Genomic DNA, 17,445 nt, shown 5'->3' with positions numbered 1-17,445 from the left:
CGCTGAGCCCCCTTGGTAGTCGCTCCGTCACGGAGAGGAGTTGCCGTGGTCACCCCCCAGACGGCCTCGCACCTGCAGGGACGCCCCGAGAACACCGCGTCGCCCGCCCTGCCGCCCCGTCACCGAATCAGCCTCACGAGTGAGCCGGCCGCGCGCCCCGTCGATCTGACGCTGCCCCGCGAGGCACGGTCCGTGGCGCTGGCCCGCCGTTTCGCCGTGGACCGCGTTCGCGAGGAGGTGCCGGACCCCCCGGACGAACTGCTGGACCGGGTACGCCTGGTGACGTCCGAACTGGCGACGAACGGCGTCAAGTACGGCGCGCGCGACGACGACCTGATCGGCGTGACGGTGCGGGTCACCGCGGACCGGGTGCGGATCGAGGTCCACGACCCCAACCGCACCCGCCCCCGGATGCGCAGCGCGGCGGACCGGCGGCGGCGCAACCACGGCAACGGGCTGCACATCGTCGCCGCGCTCACGGACGGACGGTGGGGCGTGGGCGCGAGGCCCTTCGGCAAGTACGTCTGGGCGGAGATCCCGCGCACCCTGTGACGCCGCCGCGTCGTGGGCCGTCAGCCCAGCCGGGCGAAGGCGTGGTCGGCGTCGGCGACGGCCTCCGCGTGCACCTCGCGGGCGGGGCGCCCGCCGGCGATCCGCTGCCAGTTGGCGCGGGCGAGCACTCGCCGCACGGCGATCGCCTGCGCCGCCAGCAGCCGGGCGGGGAGGTCCGGGCCCGGGTCGAGGGCCTCCGCCAGTGCCTGTTCGTCCTCTTGCGTGTACTGCGTGAGGCGTCCCGCCAGGCTCGGCGTGGTGAACACCAGGCGGTGGAACTCCACCACGACCGGATGGTCGTTGAGGCCGGTCACCGGCTCGTGCCGGTCGAGGCCCGCACGGAAGTGCCGGTGCAGGGCGGTCACGGGCGGGACGCCGGGTCCGCGCTCGCGCACGACGCGCGCGGCCTCGCCCTGGTGGTCCGCGAACCGGTGGAGGACCAGGTCCTCCTTGGTGGGGAAGTACCGGAAGAGCGTCGGCTTGGAGACCTCGGCCGCGGCGGCGATGTCGCTGACCGAGACCTTGTCGAATCCGTGCGCGAGGAAGAGCGTGATCGCCGCGTCGGCGATGGCGTCATGGGTCCGCGCCTTCTTGCGGGCGCGCAGCCCCGTCGGCTCAGTCACCTGGGGAGCCTAACATTTGTTACCGGGTTGCTTTTGTTACCGGGTAACGCGTTAGTGTGCGTCCCATGAAACGAACCCCTGTCCAGCCGGTCCTGGTCACCGGCGCCACCGGCCGGATCGGCCGTGCGGTCGTCGGCCACCTCCTCGACGCGGGCGTGCCGGTGCGTGCCCTCACCCGTCGCCCGGAGGCGGCGGCGACGCTGCCGGCCGGGATCGAGGTCGTCACGGGCGACCTCACCGTGCCCGCGTCCCTCGACGAGGCGGCCCAGGGCGCCGGCGCGGTCTTCCTGCTGTGGACCGCGCCGCCGGAGACGGCCGCGGCGGTCGTCGAGCGACTGGCGGCCCGTACGCGGCGCATCGTCCTCCTCTCGTCACCGCACCGGACGCCGCACCCGTTCTTCCAGCAGCCCAATCCCATGGCGGCGTTCCACGCGGAGCTGGAGCGGCTCGTCGCGGACACGGGGGTGGAGTCGACGGTCGTCCGGCCGGGGATGTTCGCGTCGAACGCCGCGGCCTGGTGGGCACCCTCCCTCCGCGCGGGCGACGTCGTCCGGTGGCCCTACGGGGCCGCCGAGACCGCACCGGTCGACGACCGTGACGTCGCGGCCGTCGCGGCGCGGACCCTGTACGAGGACGGGCACGCCGGCGGCGACTACGTCCTCACGGGCGCCGAGTCGCTGACCCAGGCGGCGCAGGTGGGCGTCATCGGCGAGGTGCTGGGGCGCCCCGTCCGGTTCGAGGAGATGTCTCCGGAGGAGTTCCGCCGCGAGACGGAGGGACAGGCGCCGGGGCCGGTGGTCGACATGCTGCTCTCGGCGTGGAACGCGGCGGTCGGCGGGCCCGCGTACGTCAGCTCCGCGGTGTCCGACGTCCTGGGGGTTCCGCCGAGGCCGTTCCGCCAGTGGGTCGCCGACCACGCCGGCACGTTCGCGCGGGGCTCCGTCCCCACGCCCTGACGTCGCCGGCCGTTCCCGCGGCCCCGGCCCGGCGATGCGGACCGGCCGCCGGAGTCACCAGGCGCCGCGGAACACCCGTGGGCCCGCCGAGGTCACCGGATCCGGGTGCCGCGGAACGCCCGCCGGTACTCCCGGGGCGGGACGCCCACCGCGCGGACGAACCCCGGCCGCAGGGCCACCGCCGAGCTGAAGCCGCAGCGGGCGGCGACCTCGCCGACCGGGAGGTCGGTCTCCTCCAGCAACCGCTGGGCCGCGAGCAGCCGTTGCTCCAGCAGCCACCGCAGCGGCGTCGTGCCGGTGGCCTCCGTGAAGCGGCGGGCGAAGGTGCGCTCCGACATCAGGGCGGCACGCGCCATGTCCCGTACGGTCCATGGGGTGTCGAGCGCGGCCAGCACCTCCCGCCGGGCCCGGGAGAGCGGATCCTCCGTGCCGGCGGCCGGTGTCGGCGGCACCGGCGAGGGGATGAACTGGGCCTGCCCGCCGGCCCGGAACGGCGCCGTCACCATGGCCCGGGCGATGGCCGCCGCGGCCCGCTCGCCGCGGGCGGCGCGTACCAGGTGCAGGCACAGGTCGATGCCGGCGGCGACCCCGGCGGAGGTCCAGATCGCGCCGTCGCCGGTGAACAGCACGTCGGAGCGGACGTCCGCCGCCGGGTGGCGGCGGGCCAGTTCCCCCGCGAGCGCCCAGTGGGTGGTGGCGGTACGGCCCTCCAGCAGGCCCGACTGCGCCAGCACGAACGCCCCGGCGCACAGCGAGGCGATCGGGACGCCCCGTTCGTGCACCGCCCGCAGGGCCCGGACCACGGCGGGGTCCACGGTGGCGCCGGCGTCCTCCAGGCCGGGCACCAGGACGAGGTCGCAGTCGAGCAGCCCTTCGAGGCCCGCGTCCGGCACCCTCTCCAGCCCGCCGCCCAGCCGCACCCGCGTCCCGTCGGGGCCGCAGACGCGCAGGGTGAAGTCGGCGGCCCGGTTGGACCACACCTCGCAGATCACCGCGTAGTCGAAGGCCCGCACCCCGTCGAGGAGCAGGCAGCCGACGGTGTTCAGGGGCGGGGAGGGCGACGGCGACGGCATGGCAGGAATCTATCGACCGTCGGCGCCGCAGCCGCTCACGGCCGGGGACCGCCGGGACGCACGGTGGAGGCATGACCTCATCGACCGGCGCGTCCGCGCCCTTCACCGTGCGTTACGTCGGCGGCCCCACGGCGGTCCTGGAGACCGGCGGGGTCCGCCTGCTCACCGACCCGACCTTCGACCCGCCGGGCGACTACCCCGCGCCCGGGGGCGGCACCACCCTGGTCAAGACGGCCGGTCCGGCGGTCGGCGCGGCGGAGATCGGCCCTGTCGACGCCGTGCTGCTCTCCCACGACCAGCACGCCGACAACCTCGACCACGCGGGGCGGGCGTTCCTCGACGGCGTCCCGCTCACCTTGTCCACGGAGTCCGCGCGGCAGCGGCTCGGCGGCACGGTGCGGGCGCTGGCGGACGGGGAGAGCGTGGAGCTGCCCCGGCCGGACGGCGGGGCGCTGCGGATCACCGGCGTGCCCGCGCAGCACGGCCCCGACGGCACCGAGCACCTCGTGGGCGAGGTGACCGGGTTCGTGCTCTCCGGCGACGGGCTGCCCACGGTGTACGTGAGCGGGGACAACGCCTCGCTGGACGTGGTGCGCGGGATCGCGGAGCGGTTCGGCCCCTTCGACGTGGCGGTGCTCTTCGCGGGCGGGGTGCTGACGCCGCTGCTGCCGGGCGCCTTCCTGACCCTCTCCAGCGCCTGGGCCGCGCAGGCCGCGGAGATCCTCGGGGCGCGGCAGGTGGTCCCGCTCCACTTCGAGCACTGGCAGCACTTCAGCGAGGGCGGCGACGCCCTGACCGAGGCGTTCGCGGCGGCGGGGCTCTCCGACCGTCTGCGGATGCCGAAGCCGGGCGGGAGCGTGGAGGTGGCGGCCGGGTAGGCGCCGTGGGCGGCCGCCCGCGGACCGGAGGGCCGGGGGGGCCGGGGGCCCGGGGGTGGCCGGGGCCGCGGTCCGGCTCCTCACGGGTGGCGCATACGGTCGCGGTGTGGAGACGACGCGCCGGGTGGCTGCCCGGATCCTCTGTCTGGACGCCGTCGGACGCCTGCTGCTCATGCGCTGGCGCGACCCGTTCGACGGGACGCACCTCTGGGAACCGCCGGGGGGCGGGGTCGAGCCGGGCGAGACGCCGTTGGCCGCGGCCCGCCGTGAACTGGCCGAGGAGACGGGGCTCGACCCGGCCGCCGTCCTCGACCGGTCGGTGCCGGTCGGGCGTGACGTGGTGTGGGGCGGCAAGCGGTACGTCGGGACGGAGCACTTCTTCGTCGCGCGGTTCGCCGAGGAGCGCCCCGCGCTGGTGCGGACCGGCCTGCTCCCCTACGAGCTGACCAGCCTGGACACCCACGCCTGGGTGGCGTGGCCGGACCTGGGCTCGCTCCCCGACCCGGTCGAGCCGCCGCAGCTGGCCGCCGTGCTCGCCACGCTGGCGCCGGACGGCCCCTGGCGGGACGACGCCTGACGCGCGGGACCGGCTGCGCGGGCGGGCGTCCGTGACGGACCCGGCGCGCGTGGGAGGGCGACCCGATCGCCCCTGAACCCGCACGTCGGCGCCCCGTAAGGTGGCCGTATGTTCGATCGTCTGGAGATCACGGTGCTGCCGCCGGGACCCCGGTGGTCGGCCCAGGTGCGGTTCTGGGTCAACGGCGAGGACATCGTCGAGGAGGCGGTCGCACAGGGCGGTCGCGGTCCGTGGGCCTCGGACGTGCTGCCGGAAGGGCGGCACAGCCCGCTGCGCGGGACCGGGGAGGCCCGCCGCCTGGAACTCGGGGAACCCGAGTGCACCGGCGGGTGCTGCGGCTTCATGACCCTGGTCGTGCAGCGGTTCGGAGAGATCGTCCGGTGGTCGGACCGGCAGGTGCCCTGGCCCGCGCACACACTCGTGCCCCACCCGCCGCCGGACCTCCACTTCGACGCCGGGCAGTACGACGCCGAACTGACGCGCGTCGAGGCGGACCGCTGGTGGCAGGTGTACTCAAGGCTCGCGTAGGGGCCGGTCGGGCGCCCCGTCTCAGGCCGGCAGGGGGCGGCCGTCGTCGGCGGGCCGGTGGATGGGGCCGTCCAGGGCGGAGAGCGGGAGGGCGGTGCCCCCGCGGCGGGTGCGGACGATCTCCGCGGCGATGGACACGGCCGTCTCCTCGGGGGTGACGGCGCCCAGGTCGAGGCCGATCGGCGAGGCGAGGCGGCGCAGAGCGGCCTCGTCGACGCCGGCCTCGCGCAGCCGGGCGGTCCGCTCGGCGTGGATGCGGCGGCTGCCCATCACGCCGATGTACGCGGCGGGCGTGCGCACCGCCTCGACCAGCAGCGGGACGTCGAAGCGGGGGTCGTGGGTGAGCACGCAGATCACCGTCCGCGCGTCGACCTCGGTGGCCGCCAGGTAGTCCGAGGGCCAGGCCCGCACCACCTCGTCGGCCATCGGGAACCGCTCGGGCGTGGCGAAGACGGGGCGGGCGTCGCAGACGGTCACCCGGTAGCCGAGGAAGGCGCCCATCCGCGCGGTGGCCGCCGCGTGGTCGATGGCGCCGAACACCAGCATCCGCGGCGGCGGCGTGAAGCTCCGGACGAAGACGGCCGTCTCCTCGCGGCGCCGCTCGCCGCGCGGGCCGTAGCGCCGCAGCGCGTCGCCCCCCGCGGACAGCAGCGCCCGCGCGTCCTGCGCCACAGCCCGGGCCAGCTCGGGGGCGCCGCCCCACGCGTCGTCGCCCTGGGGCAGGGTCCCGCCGTCGCCGTCGGCCACGGTGCCGCCGTCGCCATGGGTCCCGGTCCCGCCGTCGCCGTGGGCCACGGTCCCGTCGGGCCGCACCGCCAGCTGCGCGCCGACCGCGACCCCGACGGCCGGGCCGTCACCACCGACCGCGCCGTCAGCGCGGATCTCGCCGCCGCCTTCGCCACGGCCGCCGTCCTCCCCCGCGGCCCCGCCCCGGCCGGGCGGCTCCGCCGCGGGGGCCGTGTCCACCACCGTCGCCAGGGCCACCGCCTCGCCCCGCTCCGCCGCCTCCAGGACGTCCAGCAGCGCGGCGCGTTCGCCCGCGCCCCGGTAGGCGCGGACCAGCACCCGCAGCGTGCCGCCGCAGGTGAGGCCCACCGCGAAGGCGTCCTCGTCGCCGACCCCGAAGACGTGGACCTGCGGGATGCCGTCGGCCAGCACCGCCAGGCCGGCCTCGTAGACCGCGCCCTCGACGCAGCCGCCGGACAGGCTCCCGGCCACCGCGCGGTCCGCGCCGACCGCCATCGCGGCGCCGGGCCGCCGGGGCGCGCTGCCGTGGGCCTCCACCAGGAGGGCCACCGCGAAGTCGGTCCCGGCCTCGTGCCACCGTCGCAGCGGCGTCAGCAGGTCGATCATGAGGTCGTTTTAACACTTAAAGAGTTTTGAAGACACCCCTTGTGGCCTGCCCGGAAAGGGTGTTAAACATCTCCGCAATCGAATATTCAGGCATTAGATAACTCTGTGTAGCGGTTCCCGTGCCCCCGGTCGCCGCGTCGCTGGAGGTCCTGCCCATGCTCCTGCTCCCCAACGGTCTGGTCGCGCCCACCCAGCGCACCATCGCGCCCTTCGCCCTGCACCGCCCCACCTCGGTGGAGGAGGCGGTGTCCGAGGGCGCCCGCCCCGGCGCGGTCTACGCGCAGGGCTGCAGCGACCTGTTCGCCCAGTTCCGGGAGGGGCTGCGCTGCGACAGCCTGGTCGCCCTGGACCGGGTCGCCGGGCTGGACGGGGTGGTCGCCGAGGACGGCGGGCTGCGGATCGGCGCCGGGGTCGCCCACCACGACGGCGCCCGCCACGAGGTGGTCCGGAGCGCCCTGCCGAACTTCGCCGCGGCCTGGGGGCGGATCGCCAACCACCGGATCCGGCAGCGGGCGACCGTCGGCGGCAACCTGATGGCGCGGCGCACCCGCTACGAGATGTCGATCATGCTGCAGGCGCTCGGCGCGCGGCTGCTGTTCCACACCCCCGAGGGGCCGCTGGAGCTGGACCCGGCCGCCCTGTGGGACCGGCCGGAGCCGCCCGGGGCGCTGCTGACCGAGGTGGTGGTGCCGGACACCGCCGGCGTCTGGTTCGGCTACGAGCGGTCGATGCGCCCGCTGGCCACCGCCGCCGTCGCGGTGCGCGGCGACCAGGTCACGCTGACCGTGGGCTCGGAGTACACCCGCCCGCACACCGTCCGCCTGGCCCTGGGCGAGGACCCCGCCCGGGCCGCGGCCGCACTGCCCGACGGTGTCGGCGACGCCGCGGCGGGCGCCGACTACCGCCGCCACCTGGCCGGGGTTCTGCTGCGCCGCCTGCTGGACGCCCGTACCGCCGAACAGGCCGAAGAGAAGGAGAGCGCGTGAGCACCGACCGGACCGCCGCCCGGCGGATCACCGTCGATGTGGAGGTCGACGGCCGCCGTCGCCGCGAGGAGATACCCGCGCAGACGGTGCTGCTGGACCTGCTGCGCGACCGGATGGGCAACACCGGGGTGAAGGCGTCCTGCGAGCGCGGCGTCTGCGGGGCGTGCACCACGCTGATCGACGGCGTGCCCACGGCCTCCTGCAGCGTCTTCGCCTTCAGCGTGGACGGCCGCTCGGTGGAGACCGTCGCCGGGCAGTCCGAGGGCGGCGGACCCGGCCCCGTGCAGCGGGCGTTCGCCGAGTGCGGCGGCTTCCAGTGCGGCTACTGCACCCCCGGCATGGTGATGCTGACGACCGCCCTGCTGCGCGAGCACCCCGAGCCCACCGAGGAGCAGATCCGCGACTGGATCTCCTCCAACATCTGCCGGTGCACCGGCTACGCGATGATCCTCGACTCGGTCCGCCGGGCCGCCGAGCTGATCCGGGAGGAAGCGTGACCGGCAGGACCAGCGCCTTCGGCTCCACCGCGCCCCGCAAGGACGCGACCCTCAAGGTCACCGGCGCCGCCCGGTACACCGCGGACGTCACGCTGCCCGGCATGCTGCACGCCAAGGTGCTGCGCAGCCCGCACCCGCACGCCCGGCTGGTGTCGGTGGACGCGACCAGGGCGCGCGAGGTCCCCGGCGTGCACGCGGTGATCACCCGCGACGACCTGGACGGACTGGACGCCGTCTACGGCTACTTCATCAAGGACCAGCCGATCGTCGCGACCGACCGGGTGCGGTACGTCGGCGACCCGGTCGCGGCGGTGGCCGCCGAGGACGAGGCGGCCGCGCTGGCTGCGCTCGCGCTGATCGACGTCGAGTACGAGGTGCTGGACACCCTGCCGGACGTCGAGGCCGCGTTGGCCGAGGGCGCCCCCGAGCTGTTCCCCGGCGACAAGCCGCGCGGCGTGGTGCCGCCCTACGGGGCCGGGGCCTCCGGCGCGCTGTGGCCCAGGCCCAACGTCTGCTACGAGTTCCGCTACGAGACGGGCTCCGACGAGGTGTGGGAGCGCTGCGACCACGTCTTCGAGGACACCTTCGTCTTCTCCCGGATGAACCACTTCCACCTGGAGCCCTTCGTCACCGTCGCCGACGCGCGCGGCGACCGGATCGAGGTGTGGACCTCCACCCAGAACCCGTTCCCGCTGCGCCGGGAGATCGCCCGGGTGTTCCGGGTGGAGGAGTCCTCGGTGCGGGTCGACGTGCCGTTCGTGGGCGGCGGTTTCGGCGCCAAGCACAACTGCAAGACCGAGCCGGTGGCGATCCTGCTGTCGAGGCTCACCGGGCGGCCGGTCCGCTACTGCCTGACCACCGAGGAGGGCTTCCTCACCCTCAGCCAGCACGCCGCGGTGCTGAAGGTGCGCACCGGCCTCCTGGCCGACGGGACCTTCGTCGCCCGGGAGAGCGAGGTGCTGCTCGACGCCGGCGCCTACACCGACGGCAGTCCGCTGGTCGCGGAGAAGGCCGGCTACCGCATCCCCGGCCCCTACCGCTGGGAGCACGTGCGCTCCTCGTGCGCCTGCGTGATGACCTCGACCACGCCGGCCGGGCCGTTCCGCGGCTTCGGGGCGACCCAGGCGACCTGGGCGAGCGAGAGTCAGATCGACATGATCGCCCGACGGCTCGGCATGGACCCCTACGACCTGCGGGTGAAGAACCTCAAGGCGCTGGGCGAGCCGTTCATGCCGGGCGAGAGCGGCATCGACAGCGACCTGGTCGAGGGACTGGACCTGGTCGCCGCCGAACTCGGCTATCAGGGCCGGGAGAAGCGGCCGAACCGCGGCATGGGACTGGCGATCGGGTTCAAGGACGGCGGCGGCGTCAACAAGCCGGCGCAGGCCCGGGTGAAGGTCAACGCGACCGGACAGGTCATCGTCTCCACCGGCTCGGTGGAGATCGGCCAGGGCATCTCGACGGCGCTGTGCCTGGTCGCCGCGGAGGTGCTGGGGCTGCCGCCGGAACGGATCTCCTACGCGTCCGTCTCCACCGACACCTCCCCCTTCGACCAGGGCACCAACGCCTCCTCCGGCATGACGGTGACGGGACGCGCCGTGCAGCTCGCCGCCGAACAGGCCCGCGACCGCGTGCTGGAGTTCGCGGCCGGCCGGCTGGGATGCGCGCCGTCCGACCTGGAGCTGGTCGACTGGGGAGTGCGACTGGACGGCACGGTCCACCCGCTGACGCCGATGATCCTGGCCGTCTTCGGCGGCACCGGCTACGAGTTCAGCGGCGACGGCTTCTTCAAGGCGCCCAACTCCCCTCAGGCGCCGCTGGAGGCGCCCTGCGTGTTCTGGGAGATCGGCTGGGCCGGCGCCGAGGTCGAGGTGGACCCGGACACCGGCGCGGTGACGGTGCTCAAGCTGGTGGCGAGCGGCGACGTCGGACGGGCCGCGAACAAGCTGGTGGTGCGGGGGCAGGAGGAGGGCGCCGCCCTGATGGGCTACGGGCAGGCGCTGTTCGAGGAGATGCGGTACGAGGACGGCGTCCTGGTCAACGGCGAGGCGCTGGACTACCGGGTGCCGATGGCCGAGGACCTGCCCGCCTCCTTCGTCTCCATCTCCCAGGAACAGGGCCACGGACCCGGTCCGTTCGGCTCCAAGGGCGCCGGCGAGGGCACCATGGTGCCGATCGCCGCCGCCATCGCCAACGCCGTGCAGGACGCCACCGGAGCGAGGGTCACCACCCTTCCGCTGACCCCCGAGCGGGTCTTCCGCGCCCTGCGGGAGGTGGACTCCCCCACTGCCTGAGCTGCCCGTCCCCGGCGGGGACAGCCCTCTCGCCGCACCCCCTCGGTCCGGACCGGACACCGGCCGAGGGGGCCTCGGCGCTGCCCCCGAGCGCGGCCGTCGAAGCATCGAATTAATTTCAGGCCAAAAATATTGACCCCTTAGATATGCGGTCCTAGGGTCGCCGCATCTGCTCACGCATCCGCCGACCCGCCCCGCTCGCGGAAGGACTCCCATGACGACCGTGGCCACGAAAGAGGTGGTGGGCTCCGGCTCCATCGCCGCCAGGATCGAACGACTGCCGCACTCCCGCTGGCACGTGAAGGTCCGCTTCCTCATCGGCGCCGTCACCTTCTTCGAGGCGTTCGACCAGCTGCTCGCCGCCTCCGCCCTGCCCGTCCTGACCGAGCAGTGGAACCTGTCCACCGGCCAGGCCACCTTCGCCGTCACCGCCGCCTCGGTGGGCATGCTGCTGGGCGCGTTCGTCGCGGGCTGGCTCGGCGACCGGATCGGCCGGGTGCGCACCGTCGCCCTCGGCGTGCTGCTCACCGGGCTCGCCAGCATCGCGGTGGCGGCCTCCGCCAACATCGAGATGTTCGCCCTGTTCCGCTTCGCGCAGGGCGTCGGCATCGGCGGCGTGGTGCCGATCGCGGCCACCTACATCAACGAGATCGCCCGCTCGGACAGCCGCGGCAAGCTGGTCCTGCTCTACGAGCTGATCTTCCCGGCCGGCCTCTCCGCGGCCTCCCTGACCGCCGTGTGGGTGGTGCCCAACCTCGGCTGGCAGGCGATGTTCCTGCTGGGCGGCCTGCCGGTGCTGCTCGCCCTGGTGCTGGTGCGCAAGGTGCCGGAGTCCCCGCGCTGGCTGGCCTCGCAGGGGCGCCTGGAGGAGGCCGAGGAGGTCGTCGCCCGGATCGAGGAGGAGATCACCGCCGCCACCCGCGAGCCGCTGCCCGAGCCCGCGCCGGCGATGCCGGCGGAGGAGTCCCGGGGCCGCCTGCGGGAGATCTTCCAGGGCCGCTACCTGCGCCGCACCGCCGTCCTGTCGACGATGTGGTTCGTCGCCTACTACGTGAACCACGGCATCTCGACCTGGCTGCCGTCGCTGTACACCAAGCACTTCGGCCTGGACCTCACGACGGCGCTCACCTACTCCCTGCTGAGCAACGCCACCGGCCTGGTCGGCACGCTGATCGCCGCCCTGGTGGTCGACCGCATCGGCCGCAAGCCGCTGCTGCTGACCGCGCTGATCGGCACCACCGCGGCGCTCGCTGCGCTCGCGGTGGCCGGCGCCACCTCCAGCGGCCAGGTCGCGCTGTTCGCCTCCTGCACCACCTTCTTCATCTTCGTGATCAACGCCTCGCTGTACCTGTACTCGCCCGAGCTGTACCCGACGCGCAACCGTGCCAAGGGCGCGGCCTTCGGCGGCGTCTGGAACCGCCTGGGCGTGATCCTCGGTCCGATCACGGTGGGCGCGATCCTCGCCTCCGGCGCCGACCTGAGCGTGATCTTCATCCAGCTGGCGGTCGTCGCCGCGGTGGGCGCGATCGTCGCCTGCTTCGCGGTGGAGACCAAGGGGAAGACGCTCGAGGAGCTGAACTCCTGACCTCGCGCGTCACGACGACGGGCCGGACACCCCGCACGGGGCCGTCCGGCCCTTCGCGTGCAGCGGACGTACCCGCGGGGTCCGTTAAGGGAGTAACTTTTCACCAGCAAGAAGAACCGGGGAGGGAGACCGCTGTGGCCGGCAGGGAACAGGGCGCCGATACGGACGCCGTGTCGCGCATCATCGAGGAGTGGCACCGTGAGCGGCCCGACCTCGACCCGTCCCCGATCGAAGTGCTGGGGCGGCTGCACCGTTCCTTCCTGCTCTACCAGGCGCAGACCAGCAAGCCGCTGGTCGCGGCCGGGCTCTCGATGGCCGGCTTCGACGTGCTGGCGGCCCTGCGGCGGGCGGGCGAGCCGTACCGGCTCACCGCGGGCGAGCTGGCGGCCACCAGCCTGGTCTCCTCGGCCGGTGTGACGCTGCGGCTGGACCGGCTGGAGGGCGACGGCCTCATCGTGCGCGAGAGGGACGCGGGCGACCGGCGGGTGGTCCACTGCCGGCTCACCCCGGCCGGCCTCAAGCTGATCGACACGCTCTTCGCGGAGCACCTGGACAACGAACGCCGGATGCTGGCCGGGCTCAGGCCGAAGGAGCGGGTGCAACTGGCCACGCTGCTGCAGAAGCTGGAGCGCAGCCTGGCGGACTCCGCGGACGCCAACGGCACGGGGTGACCGCTCGCCCTGCCGCACGACGCGGGCCCCCTCGCGCTTCTGGCGCGAGGGGGCCTGCGTGCGGTGCGGCGTGGGGCGAGGGCTCGGTTCAGGCGAGGAGTTCCGCCGCCTGCCGGGCGGCCTCCGCCCGGTAGAACCGGCGGATCCGCACCACGCCCAGGTCGTGCTGGTACAGGTTCTCCCCCACGTCCCCGTCGGCCGGCATGCCCTCCAGCATCACCCGGTCCTGCTCCAGCACCTCGTGGTGGCGCGCCTCCAGCGTGGTCCGGTACAGGAAGCGCCAGGAGGCCCGCTCCCAGCCCTGGACCTTCCGGGTCCGCCAGTGGAACACCGCGCACTCGGTCGCGGTGACCGGCACCACCATGCCGACGATGCCGAAGGCGCCGCCCGGCCCCGCGTACGGCTGGTACGGGATCTCCAGGTCGACCCAGTCGACGCCGGTGCGGCCGAACTCGACCCAGTCGAAGTTCACGCCGACCTGGTCGGTCTTCTCGAAGAAGAAGCCCCGCCCGGTCTCCCGGATGCGGAAGCGCGCCGACTTCGCGCCGCCGGACATGGAGTGGGAGTGGCCGTGCAGGAACGCCCCGTGCATCGGGTCCAGCACGTTGTCCACGTAGAAGCGCCACGGGGCGCCCCACTCGGCGTAGTTGAGGAAGTGGGCGGTGTCCGCGTCGCGCAGCCGGTCCGGCAGCACCAGCTCCGGCGGCTCGGGGTGCCGCTCGTCGCCCCAGTAGGCGAAGATCGCCCCGCAGTGCTCCTGGACGGGCAGCGAGCGCACCAGCCGCTTGCCCTCCAGGTTGCAGCCGGGCAGGCCGGGCACGGAGACGACCGTGCCCTCGCCGTCCACCTGGACGCCGTGGTAGAGGCAGGCGACCCGGTCGCCGAGGTGCTGGCCCAGGGAGAGCGGGGCGCTGCGGTGCGGGCACCGGTCGGCGATCATGTGGAGCTGCCCGGTGGGACGGCGGAAGAGCAGCCAGGGCTCGCCCCAGCGCGTCACGCGCTTCATCTCGCCGTCGCCCACGTGGTGCGAGGGCAGGACGGGGTACCACTGGTTGCGCAGCCCGGTGGCGTGGATCCGCTCGGCGAGTTCCTCGACGGACCCGGCGGAGGCAGGTGCGGCAGTCGTCATCTCGTCACGCTCCCAGTCGCTCGATCTCGGCCCGGAACGACTCCTCGGTCCAGGTTCCGCCGTCCGGCGGGAAGACGCTGCTGCTGTTCAGTCCCCGCACCACGTCGGCCAGTTCGTGGCCCTGCTTCGCGTAGACCTCTTCGAGGGCCCCGGCGAGCTTGAGTTCGTAGGCGGTGGGTTCGTGGGTGCGCGTCTGGTGCACCACGACATATCGGGTCGTCATGGGTTACTCCGGTGAACGGGCGTAAGGGGCGGTGGAGTTCAGAGGTCCAGCACCAGGCGGGCGGAGGCGCAGCGGGAGACGCAGATCATCATCGACCTGCCCGCGGCCTGCTCCTCGCTGCTGAGCAGCATGTCCCGGTGGTCGGGCGTGCCGTCGAGCACGCGGGTCTCGCAGGTTCCGCAGATGCCGTCGCGGCAGGAGGTCTCCACGGCGACACCGGCGTTCTCCAGGGCGTCGACGATCGACTCCTCGGGGCCGACGGTGACGGTGGCGCCGGAGCGGGCGCACTCGACCTCGAAGGCCTGCTCCCCGCCCTCCGGGGCGGGCGCCTTGACCGCGGCGAACCGCTCCAGGCGCAGCCGGTCGCGCAGGCCCCGCTCCGCGCAGGCGGTCTCGATCGCGGCGAGCAGCGGCTCGGGCCCGCAGCAGTAGACGAGGGCGCCGGGGTCCGCCTCGGCCTCGGCGAGGATCGCCGGCAGGTCGAGGTGGCCGTGGGTGTCCTGCGGGTGGAGCACCACGGGGCCGCCGCCGAGCGCGGCGAGTTCGTCGCCGAACGCCATGGAGTCGCTGCGGCGGCCGCCGTGCCAGAGCTTCCAGGGCCGGCCGAGGGCGGTGGCCTCGCGGGCCTGGGCGAGGATCGGGGTGATGCCGATGCCGCCGGCCACGAACAGGTACCGCTCGGCGTCCTCGAGGGCGAAGTGGTTGCGCGGGCCCTTGACGGTGACGCTCTGCCCGGGCCGCAGCTTCGCGTGCACGTGGGCCGAACCCCCGCGTGAGGACGGCTCGTTGAGGACGGCGATGCGGTAGCGGCCGGTGTCGGCGGGGTCGCCGCAGAGGCTGTACTGGCGGATCAGGCCGCCGAGGTGGACGTCGACGTGGGCGCCGGGCGTCCAGGCGGGCAGCGGCTTGCCGTCGGGGTGGACCAGTTCCACCGAGACGACGCCGTCGGCCTCCCAGGTCATCCGGTGGACCAGCAGGTCGAGCCGTGTCTCTTCTCGGGTGTCGCTCACGACCGCCCTCCTTCTCCTGGTGCTGGCTACGGGTGCTGACTACTGGGTCCGGCCGGGGACGGAGACCGGCGGGGTGAACGGGTTCTTCATGGGGCCGAGGGCGTCGAGGTCGACCTCGACGAGGGTGGGGCCGTCGCTCTCCACGGCGGCCCGGATCTGCGGGCCGGCGTCCTCCTCGGAGGCGATCCGCCGGTAGGGCAGTCCGGTGGCGGCGGCGAGCGCCTCGAAGTCGGGGGTGAACAGGTCGACGCCGGAGCGGCGGTCGAAGTAGCGGTCCTGCATGTTGCGCAGGACGCCGTAGCCGCCGTCGTTGAAGACGACCAGGGTCAGGCGGGGCCGCTCCTGGGCGAGGGTGAGCAGTTCGCCGAGGTGGACGGCGAGGCCGCCGTCGCCGGCCATCACCACGGTGGGCCGCTCCGGGTGGGCGAGGGCGGCGCCGATGCCCATGCCGAGGCCCTGGCCGATGCCGCCGCCGCGCGGGAAGACGTTGTCGCGCGGGTCGTGGATCGGCAGCAGGCGGTTGCCCCAGCTGGAGGAGGGGACGGTGACGTCCCGGGCGATCACCGCGCGGCGCGGGAGGGCGGCGGTGAGGGCGTCGAGGACGGCGGCCTGCGGGCCGATGCCGTCGCGCAGGGCGGCGCGGGCACTGTCCCGGGCGCCGCGCACCTGCTCGCCCCAGCCCTCCTCGGTGGCCGCGCCGCGTTCGGCGATCCGCCGGGCGAGCGCGGCGAGCACCGTGTCCGCGTCGCCGCGCAGGGCGTGCGTCGCGGGGTACACGCGGCCCAGGGCGGCCGGGTCGGCGTCGATCTGGACGTGAGCGGTGGGCAGCTGGAGCCCGTAGTCGCCGGTCTCGTTGGAGCGGAAGTGGGTGCCGACGCTGAGGAGCGCGTCGGCCTCGGCGAGCAGGGCGCGGCCGGTGGGGCCGGAGGCGAAGTTCCCGACGACGCGCACATCGTCCTCGGGTACGGCTCCGCGGCCGGAGTTGGAGGTCAGCAGGCCTGCCCCCAGGGCGTCCAGCAGCGCGGAGAGTCCGGCCCCCGCACGGGCCGCGCCTCCTCCGGCCCACACCAGCGGTCGACGCGCGCCGGCCAGCAGGGCGGCCGCGGCGTCGAGTTCGGCGGCGGACGGCTCCGGAAGCACCGGGGCCTCCGGGAGGGTGCCGTCCAGGGCCGCCGGGTCCTGGGGCGCGTACTGCAGGTCGATGGGCCACTCGACGCTCGCCGGGCCGCCGGGGACGGCGAGCGCGGCGGCGGCCGCCTCGCGCAGGATGCGTCCGGCCTCGGCGGGGTCGGTGACCGTCGCCGCGTACGCGGAGACCGCGGTCAGCATGCCCAGCTGGTCCTTGGTCTCGTGGATGAAGCCGCGCCCCAGGCCCAGGTAGGCGCTGTCGATCTGCCCGGTGACGTGGAGCACCGAGGTCCCGGCGGACAGCGCCTCGATCAGCGACCCGGCGGCGTTGCCGGCGCCGGTGCCGGTGGAGGTGAGCGCGCAGCCGAGGGTGCCGCGGGCCCGGCCGTAGGCGTCGGCGGCGTTGACGGCGCTCGCCTCGTGCCGCACGGGGACGAAGCGCAGGTCGCGGTCGACGGCCTCGACGAGCGGCAGGTTGTGGACGCTGACGACGCCGAAGACGGTGTCGACGCCGAGCGCGCGGAGCGTGGCGACCAGCAGGTCGCCGCCGTTGGGCGTGGTCATGGGTGGGGCTCCTGGGGCTGAGGGGGGCGCGGGCGCGGAGGGCTCAGGCGGCGTGGCCGATGCCGCCGCAGACGTCGACGCTGATGCCGGTGATGTAGGAGGCGCGCGGGGAGAGCAGGCCGGTGACGGCGTAGGCGACCTCCTCGGCGCGGCCGAGGCGGCCCAGCGCGATGCCCCGGTCGGCGGCGAGGGCGGCCTGCCAGTCGTCGTAGCTCCGGTCGGTGCCGGAGGCCCGGTACCGGCGTTCCCACTGGCCGGTGTCGATCAGGCCGAGGCAGACGGAGTTGACCCGGATGCCGTCGGCGGCGAGCTCCCGGGAGAGCGACTTGGAGAGGTTGAGGATGCCGGCCCGGGCGGCGCTGGTGGTGATCAGGCGGGGCGAGGGTTCCTTGGCGAGCACCGCGTTGATGTTGACGACGGCGGCCGCGTCGGAGCGCCGCAGCAGGGGCAGCGCGGCCTTGAGCGGGTTGAGGACGCCGTCGAACTTGAGCTCCAGCTCGTCGCGCCAGTCCTCGGTGGTGCACTCGGCGAACGGCTTCATCCGGGACTGTCCGGCGTTGTTGACCAGGCCGTCCAGTCCGCCGAACCGCTCCCGCACGCCGTCGACCATGCGGGCGACGGCGTCGGCGTCGCGGACGTCGCAGACCGCGGTGTGCAGCCGCTCGTGCGCGCCGATCCGCTCCAGGGCCTCGGCCCGCCGCCCGCAGGTGGCCACCTGGGCGCCCTCGTCGAGCAGCGTCCGGACGGTGGCGAGGCCGACGCCGGAGCTGCCGCCGGTGACCAGCACCGTGCGGCCGGTGAGTCCGAGATCCATGGGT

Annotated in this window: 18 protein-coding genes; 10 read left to right on the top strand and 8 right to left on the bottom strand. The window is 74.5% G+C overall.

Annotated elements, in window-relative coordinates:
- The first annotated feature begins 45 nt into the window (after positions 1-45).
- Entirely contained in the window at positions 46-552 is a 507-nt protein-coding gene (locus ACFRAV_RS15255) for an ATP-binding protein (RefSeq protein WP_382555434.1), read from the top strand.
- Positions 553-572: 20 nt separating this feature from the next.
- Here the strand turns inward: ACFRAV_RS15255 and ACFRAV_RS15250 are convergent, their stop codons facing one another.
- On the bottom strand, positions 573-1,175 hold the full coding sequence (locus ACFRAV_RS15250) for a TetR/AcrR family transcriptional regulator (protein WP_382555431.1): 603 nt from the start codon (positions 1,173-1,175) through the stop codon (positions 573-575).
- Positions 1,176-1,240: 65 nt separating this feature from the next.
- Between ACFRAV_RS15250 and ACFRAV_RS15245 the strand changes: the two genes are divergently transcribed.
- Entirely contained in the window at positions 1,241-2,131 is an 891-nt protein-coding gene (locus ACFRAV_RS15245) for an NAD(P)H-binding protein (RefSeq protein ID WP_382555428.1), read from the top strand.
- Positions 2,132-2,223: 92 nt separating this feature from the next.
- Here the strand turns inward: ACFRAV_RS15245 and ACFRAV_RS15240 are convergent, their stop codons facing one another.
- Positions 2,224-3,204 carry a GlxA family transcriptional regulator gene (locus ACFRAV_RS15240; protein WP_382555427.1) on the bottom strand — a complete coding sequence of 327 codons (981 nt, stop codon included), beginning with the start codon at positions 3,202-3,204 and terminating at the stop codon, positions 2,224-2,226.
- 71 nt (positions 3,205-3,275) lie between these two features.
- Between ACFRAV_RS15240 and ACFRAV_RS15235 the strand changes: the two genes are divergently transcribed.
- The 3 genes from ACFRAV_RS15235 (at position 3,276) to ACFRAV_RS15225 (ending at position 5,187) form a co-directional block, all read left to right on the top strand.
- Positions 3,276-4,082, top strand: coding sequence for an MBL fold metallo-hydrolase (locus ACFRAV_RS15235; RefSeq protein WP_382555425.1), 807 nt, complete (start codon positions 3,276-3,278; stop codon positions 4,080-4,082).
- Between the two features lie 106 nt (positions 4,083-4,188).
- A complete protein-coding gene (locus ACFRAV_RS15230) occupies positions 4,189-4,659 on the top strand; it encodes an NUDIX hydrolase (protein WP_382555423.1) in 471 nt (156 codons plus the stop codon).
- A gap of 108 nt (positions 4,660-4,767) precedes the next feature.
- Positions 4,768-5,187, top strand: a complete 420-nt coding sequence (locus ACFRAV_RS15225; RefSeq protein WP_382555421.1) for a hypothetical protein — start codon at positions 4,768-4,770, stop codon at positions 5,185-5,187.
- Positions 5,188-5,208: 21 nt separating this feature from the next.
- Here the strand turns inward: ACFRAV_RS15225 and ACFRAV_RS15220 are convergent, their stop codons facing one another.
- Complete coding sequence (locus ACFRAV_RS15220; RefSeq protein WP_382555418.1) at positions 5,209-6,540, bottom strand: XdhC family protein; 1,332 nt, start codon at positions 6,538-6,540, stop codon at positions 5,209-5,211.
- A 119-nt stretch (positions 6,541-6,659) separates the two neighbouring features.
- On the opposite strand from ACFRAV_RS15220, the gene ACFRAV_RS15215 reads away from it, so the two are divergent.
- The 5 genes from ACFRAV_RS15215 (at position 6,660) to ACFRAV_RS15195 (ending at position 12,573) form a co-directional block, all read left to right on the top strand.
- A complete protein-coding gene (locus ACFRAV_RS15215; RefSeq protein ID WP_382555415.1) occupies positions 6,660-7,526 on the top strand; it encodes an FAD binding domain-containing protein in 867 nt (288 codons plus the stop codon).
- Positions 7,523-8,023 carry a (2Fe-2S)-binding protein gene (locus ACFRAV_RS15210; RefSeq protein ID WP_382555413.1) on the top strand — a complete coding sequence of 167 codons (501 nt, stop codon included), beginning with the start codon at positions 7,523-7,525 and terminating at the stop codon, positions 8,021-8,023. The genes ACFRAV_RS15215 and ACFRAV_RS15210 overlap by 4 nt, the downstream gene beginning before the upstream one ends.
- Complete coding sequence (locus tag ACFRAV_RS15205; RefSeq protein WP_382555410.1) at positions 8,020-10,317, top strand: xanthine dehydrogenase family protein molybdopterin-binding subunit; 2,298 nt, start codon at positions 8,020-8,022, stop codon at positions 10,315-10,317. The genes ACFRAV_RS15210 and ACFRAV_RS15205 overlap by 4 nt, the downstream gene beginning before the upstream one ends.
- Positions 10,318-10,531: 214 nt before the next feature.
- On the top strand, positions 10,532-11,902 hold the full coding sequence (locus ACFRAV_RS15200; RefSeq protein ID WP_382555408.1) for an MFS transporter: 1,371 nt from the start codon (positions 10,532-10,534) through the stop codon (positions 11,900-11,902).
- Between the two features lie 134 nt (positions 11,903-12,036).
- Positions 12,037-12,573: a MarR family winged helix-turn-helix transcriptional regulator gene (locus ACFRAV_RS15195; RefSeq protein ID WP_382555405.1), complete on the top strand. Its 537-nt coding sequence runs from the start codon at positions 12,037-12,039 to the stop codon at positions 12,571-12,573.
- 88 nt (positions 12,574-12,661) lie between these two features.
- Here the strand turns inward: ACFRAV_RS15195 and ACFRAV_RS15190 are convergent, their stop codons facing one another.
- From ACFRAV_RS15190 to ACFRAV_RS15170, 5 genes are all read right to left on the bottom strand, one after another.
- Positions 12,662-13,702, bottom strand: coding sequence for a Rieske 2Fe-2S domain-containing protein (locus ACFRAV_RS15190; RefSeq protein ID WP_382555403.1), 1,041 nt, complete (start codon positions 13,700-13,702; stop codon positions 12,662-12,664).
- A gap of 4 nt (positions 13,703-13,706) precedes the next feature.
- Positions 13,707-13,925, bottom strand: a complete 219-nt coding sequence (locus ACFRAV_RS15185; RefSeq protein ID WP_382555402.1) for a recombinase-like helix-turn-helix domain-containing protein — start codon at positions 13,923-13,925, stop codon at positions 13,707-13,709.
- Positions 13,926-13,963: 38 nt separating this feature from the next.
- Complete coding sequence (locus ACFRAV_RS15180) at positions 13,964-14,887, bottom strand: PDR/VanB family oxidoreductase (RefSeq protein ID WP_382555498.1); 924 nt, start codon at positions 14,885-14,887, stop codon at positions 13,964-13,966.
- A gap of 87 nt (positions 14,888-14,974) precedes the next feature.
- Positions 14,975-16,627, bottom strand: a complete 1,653-nt coding sequence (locus tag ACFRAV_RS15175) for a thiamine pyrophosphate-binding protein (protein ID WP_382555399.1) — start codon at positions 16,625-16,627, stop codon at positions 14,975-14,977.
- A gap of 43 nt (positions 16,628-16,670) precedes the next feature.
- The gene (locus ACFRAV_RS15170; RefSeq protein ID WP_382555397.1) at positions 16,671-17,441 is read right to left on the bottom strand and encodes an SDR family oxidoreductase; all 771 of its coding nucleotides are present in this window, start codon (positions 17,439-17,441) and stop codon (positions 16,671-16,673) included.
- Positions 17,442-17,445: the final 4 nt, after the last annotated feature.

The sequence above is a fragment of the Streptomyces sp. NPDC056600 genome, from assembly GCF_042792855.1.
Taxonomy (GTDB): Bacteria; Actinomycetota; Actinomycetes; order Streptomycetales; family Streptomycetaceae; genus Streptomyces.
Note: the sequence above shows the minus strand (reverse complement) of the source record. Positions and strands in the feature narration are given on the sequence as shown.

Coding starts and splice junctions, on each gene's coding strand:
- ACFRAV_RS15245 (WP_382555428.1), top strand. CDS start 1,241: ATGAAACGAACCCCTGTCCAGCCGGTCCTGGTCACCGGCGCCACCGGC.
- ACFRAV_RS15240 (WP_382555427.1), bottom strand. CDS start 3,204: ATGCCGTCGCCGTCGCCCTCCCCGCCCCTGAACACCGTCGGCTGCCTG.
- ACFRAV_RS15235 (WP_382555425.1), top strand. CDS start 3,276: ATGACCTCATCGACCGGCGCGTCCGCGCCCTTCACCGTGCGTTACGTC.
- ACFRAV_RS15225 (WP_382555421.1), top strand. CDS start 4,768: ATGTTCGATCGTCTGGAGATCACGGTGCTGCCGCCGGGACCCCGGTGG.
- ACFRAV_RS15220 (WP_382555418.1), bottom strand. CDS start 6,540: ATGATCGACCTGCTGACGCCGCTGCGACGGTGGCACGAGGCCGGGACC.
- ACFRAV_RS15200 (WP_382555408.1), top strand. CDS start 10,532: ATGACGACCGTGGCCACGAAAGAGGTGGTGGGCTCCGGCTCCATCGCC.
- ACFRAV_RS15190 (WP_382555403.1), bottom strand. CDS start 13,702: ATGACGACTGCCGCACCTGCCTCCGCCGGGTCCGTCGAGGAACTCGCC.
- ACFRAV_RS15185 (WP_382555402.1), bottom strand. CDS start 13,925: ATGACGACCCGATATGTCGTGGTGCACCAGACGCGCACCCACGAACCC.
- ACFRAV_RS15180 (WP_382555498.1), bottom strand. CDS start 14,887: ATGACCTGGGAGGCCGACGGCGTCGTCTCGGTGGAACTGGTCCACCCC.
- ACFRAV_RS15175 (WP_382555399.1), bottom strand. CDS start 16,627: ATGACCACGCCCAACGGCGGCGACCTGCTGGTCGCCACGCTCCGCGCG.
- ACFRAV_RS15170 (WP_382555397.1), bottom strand. CDS start 17,441: ATGGATCTCGGACTCACCGGCCGCACGGTGCTGGTCACCGGCGGCAGC.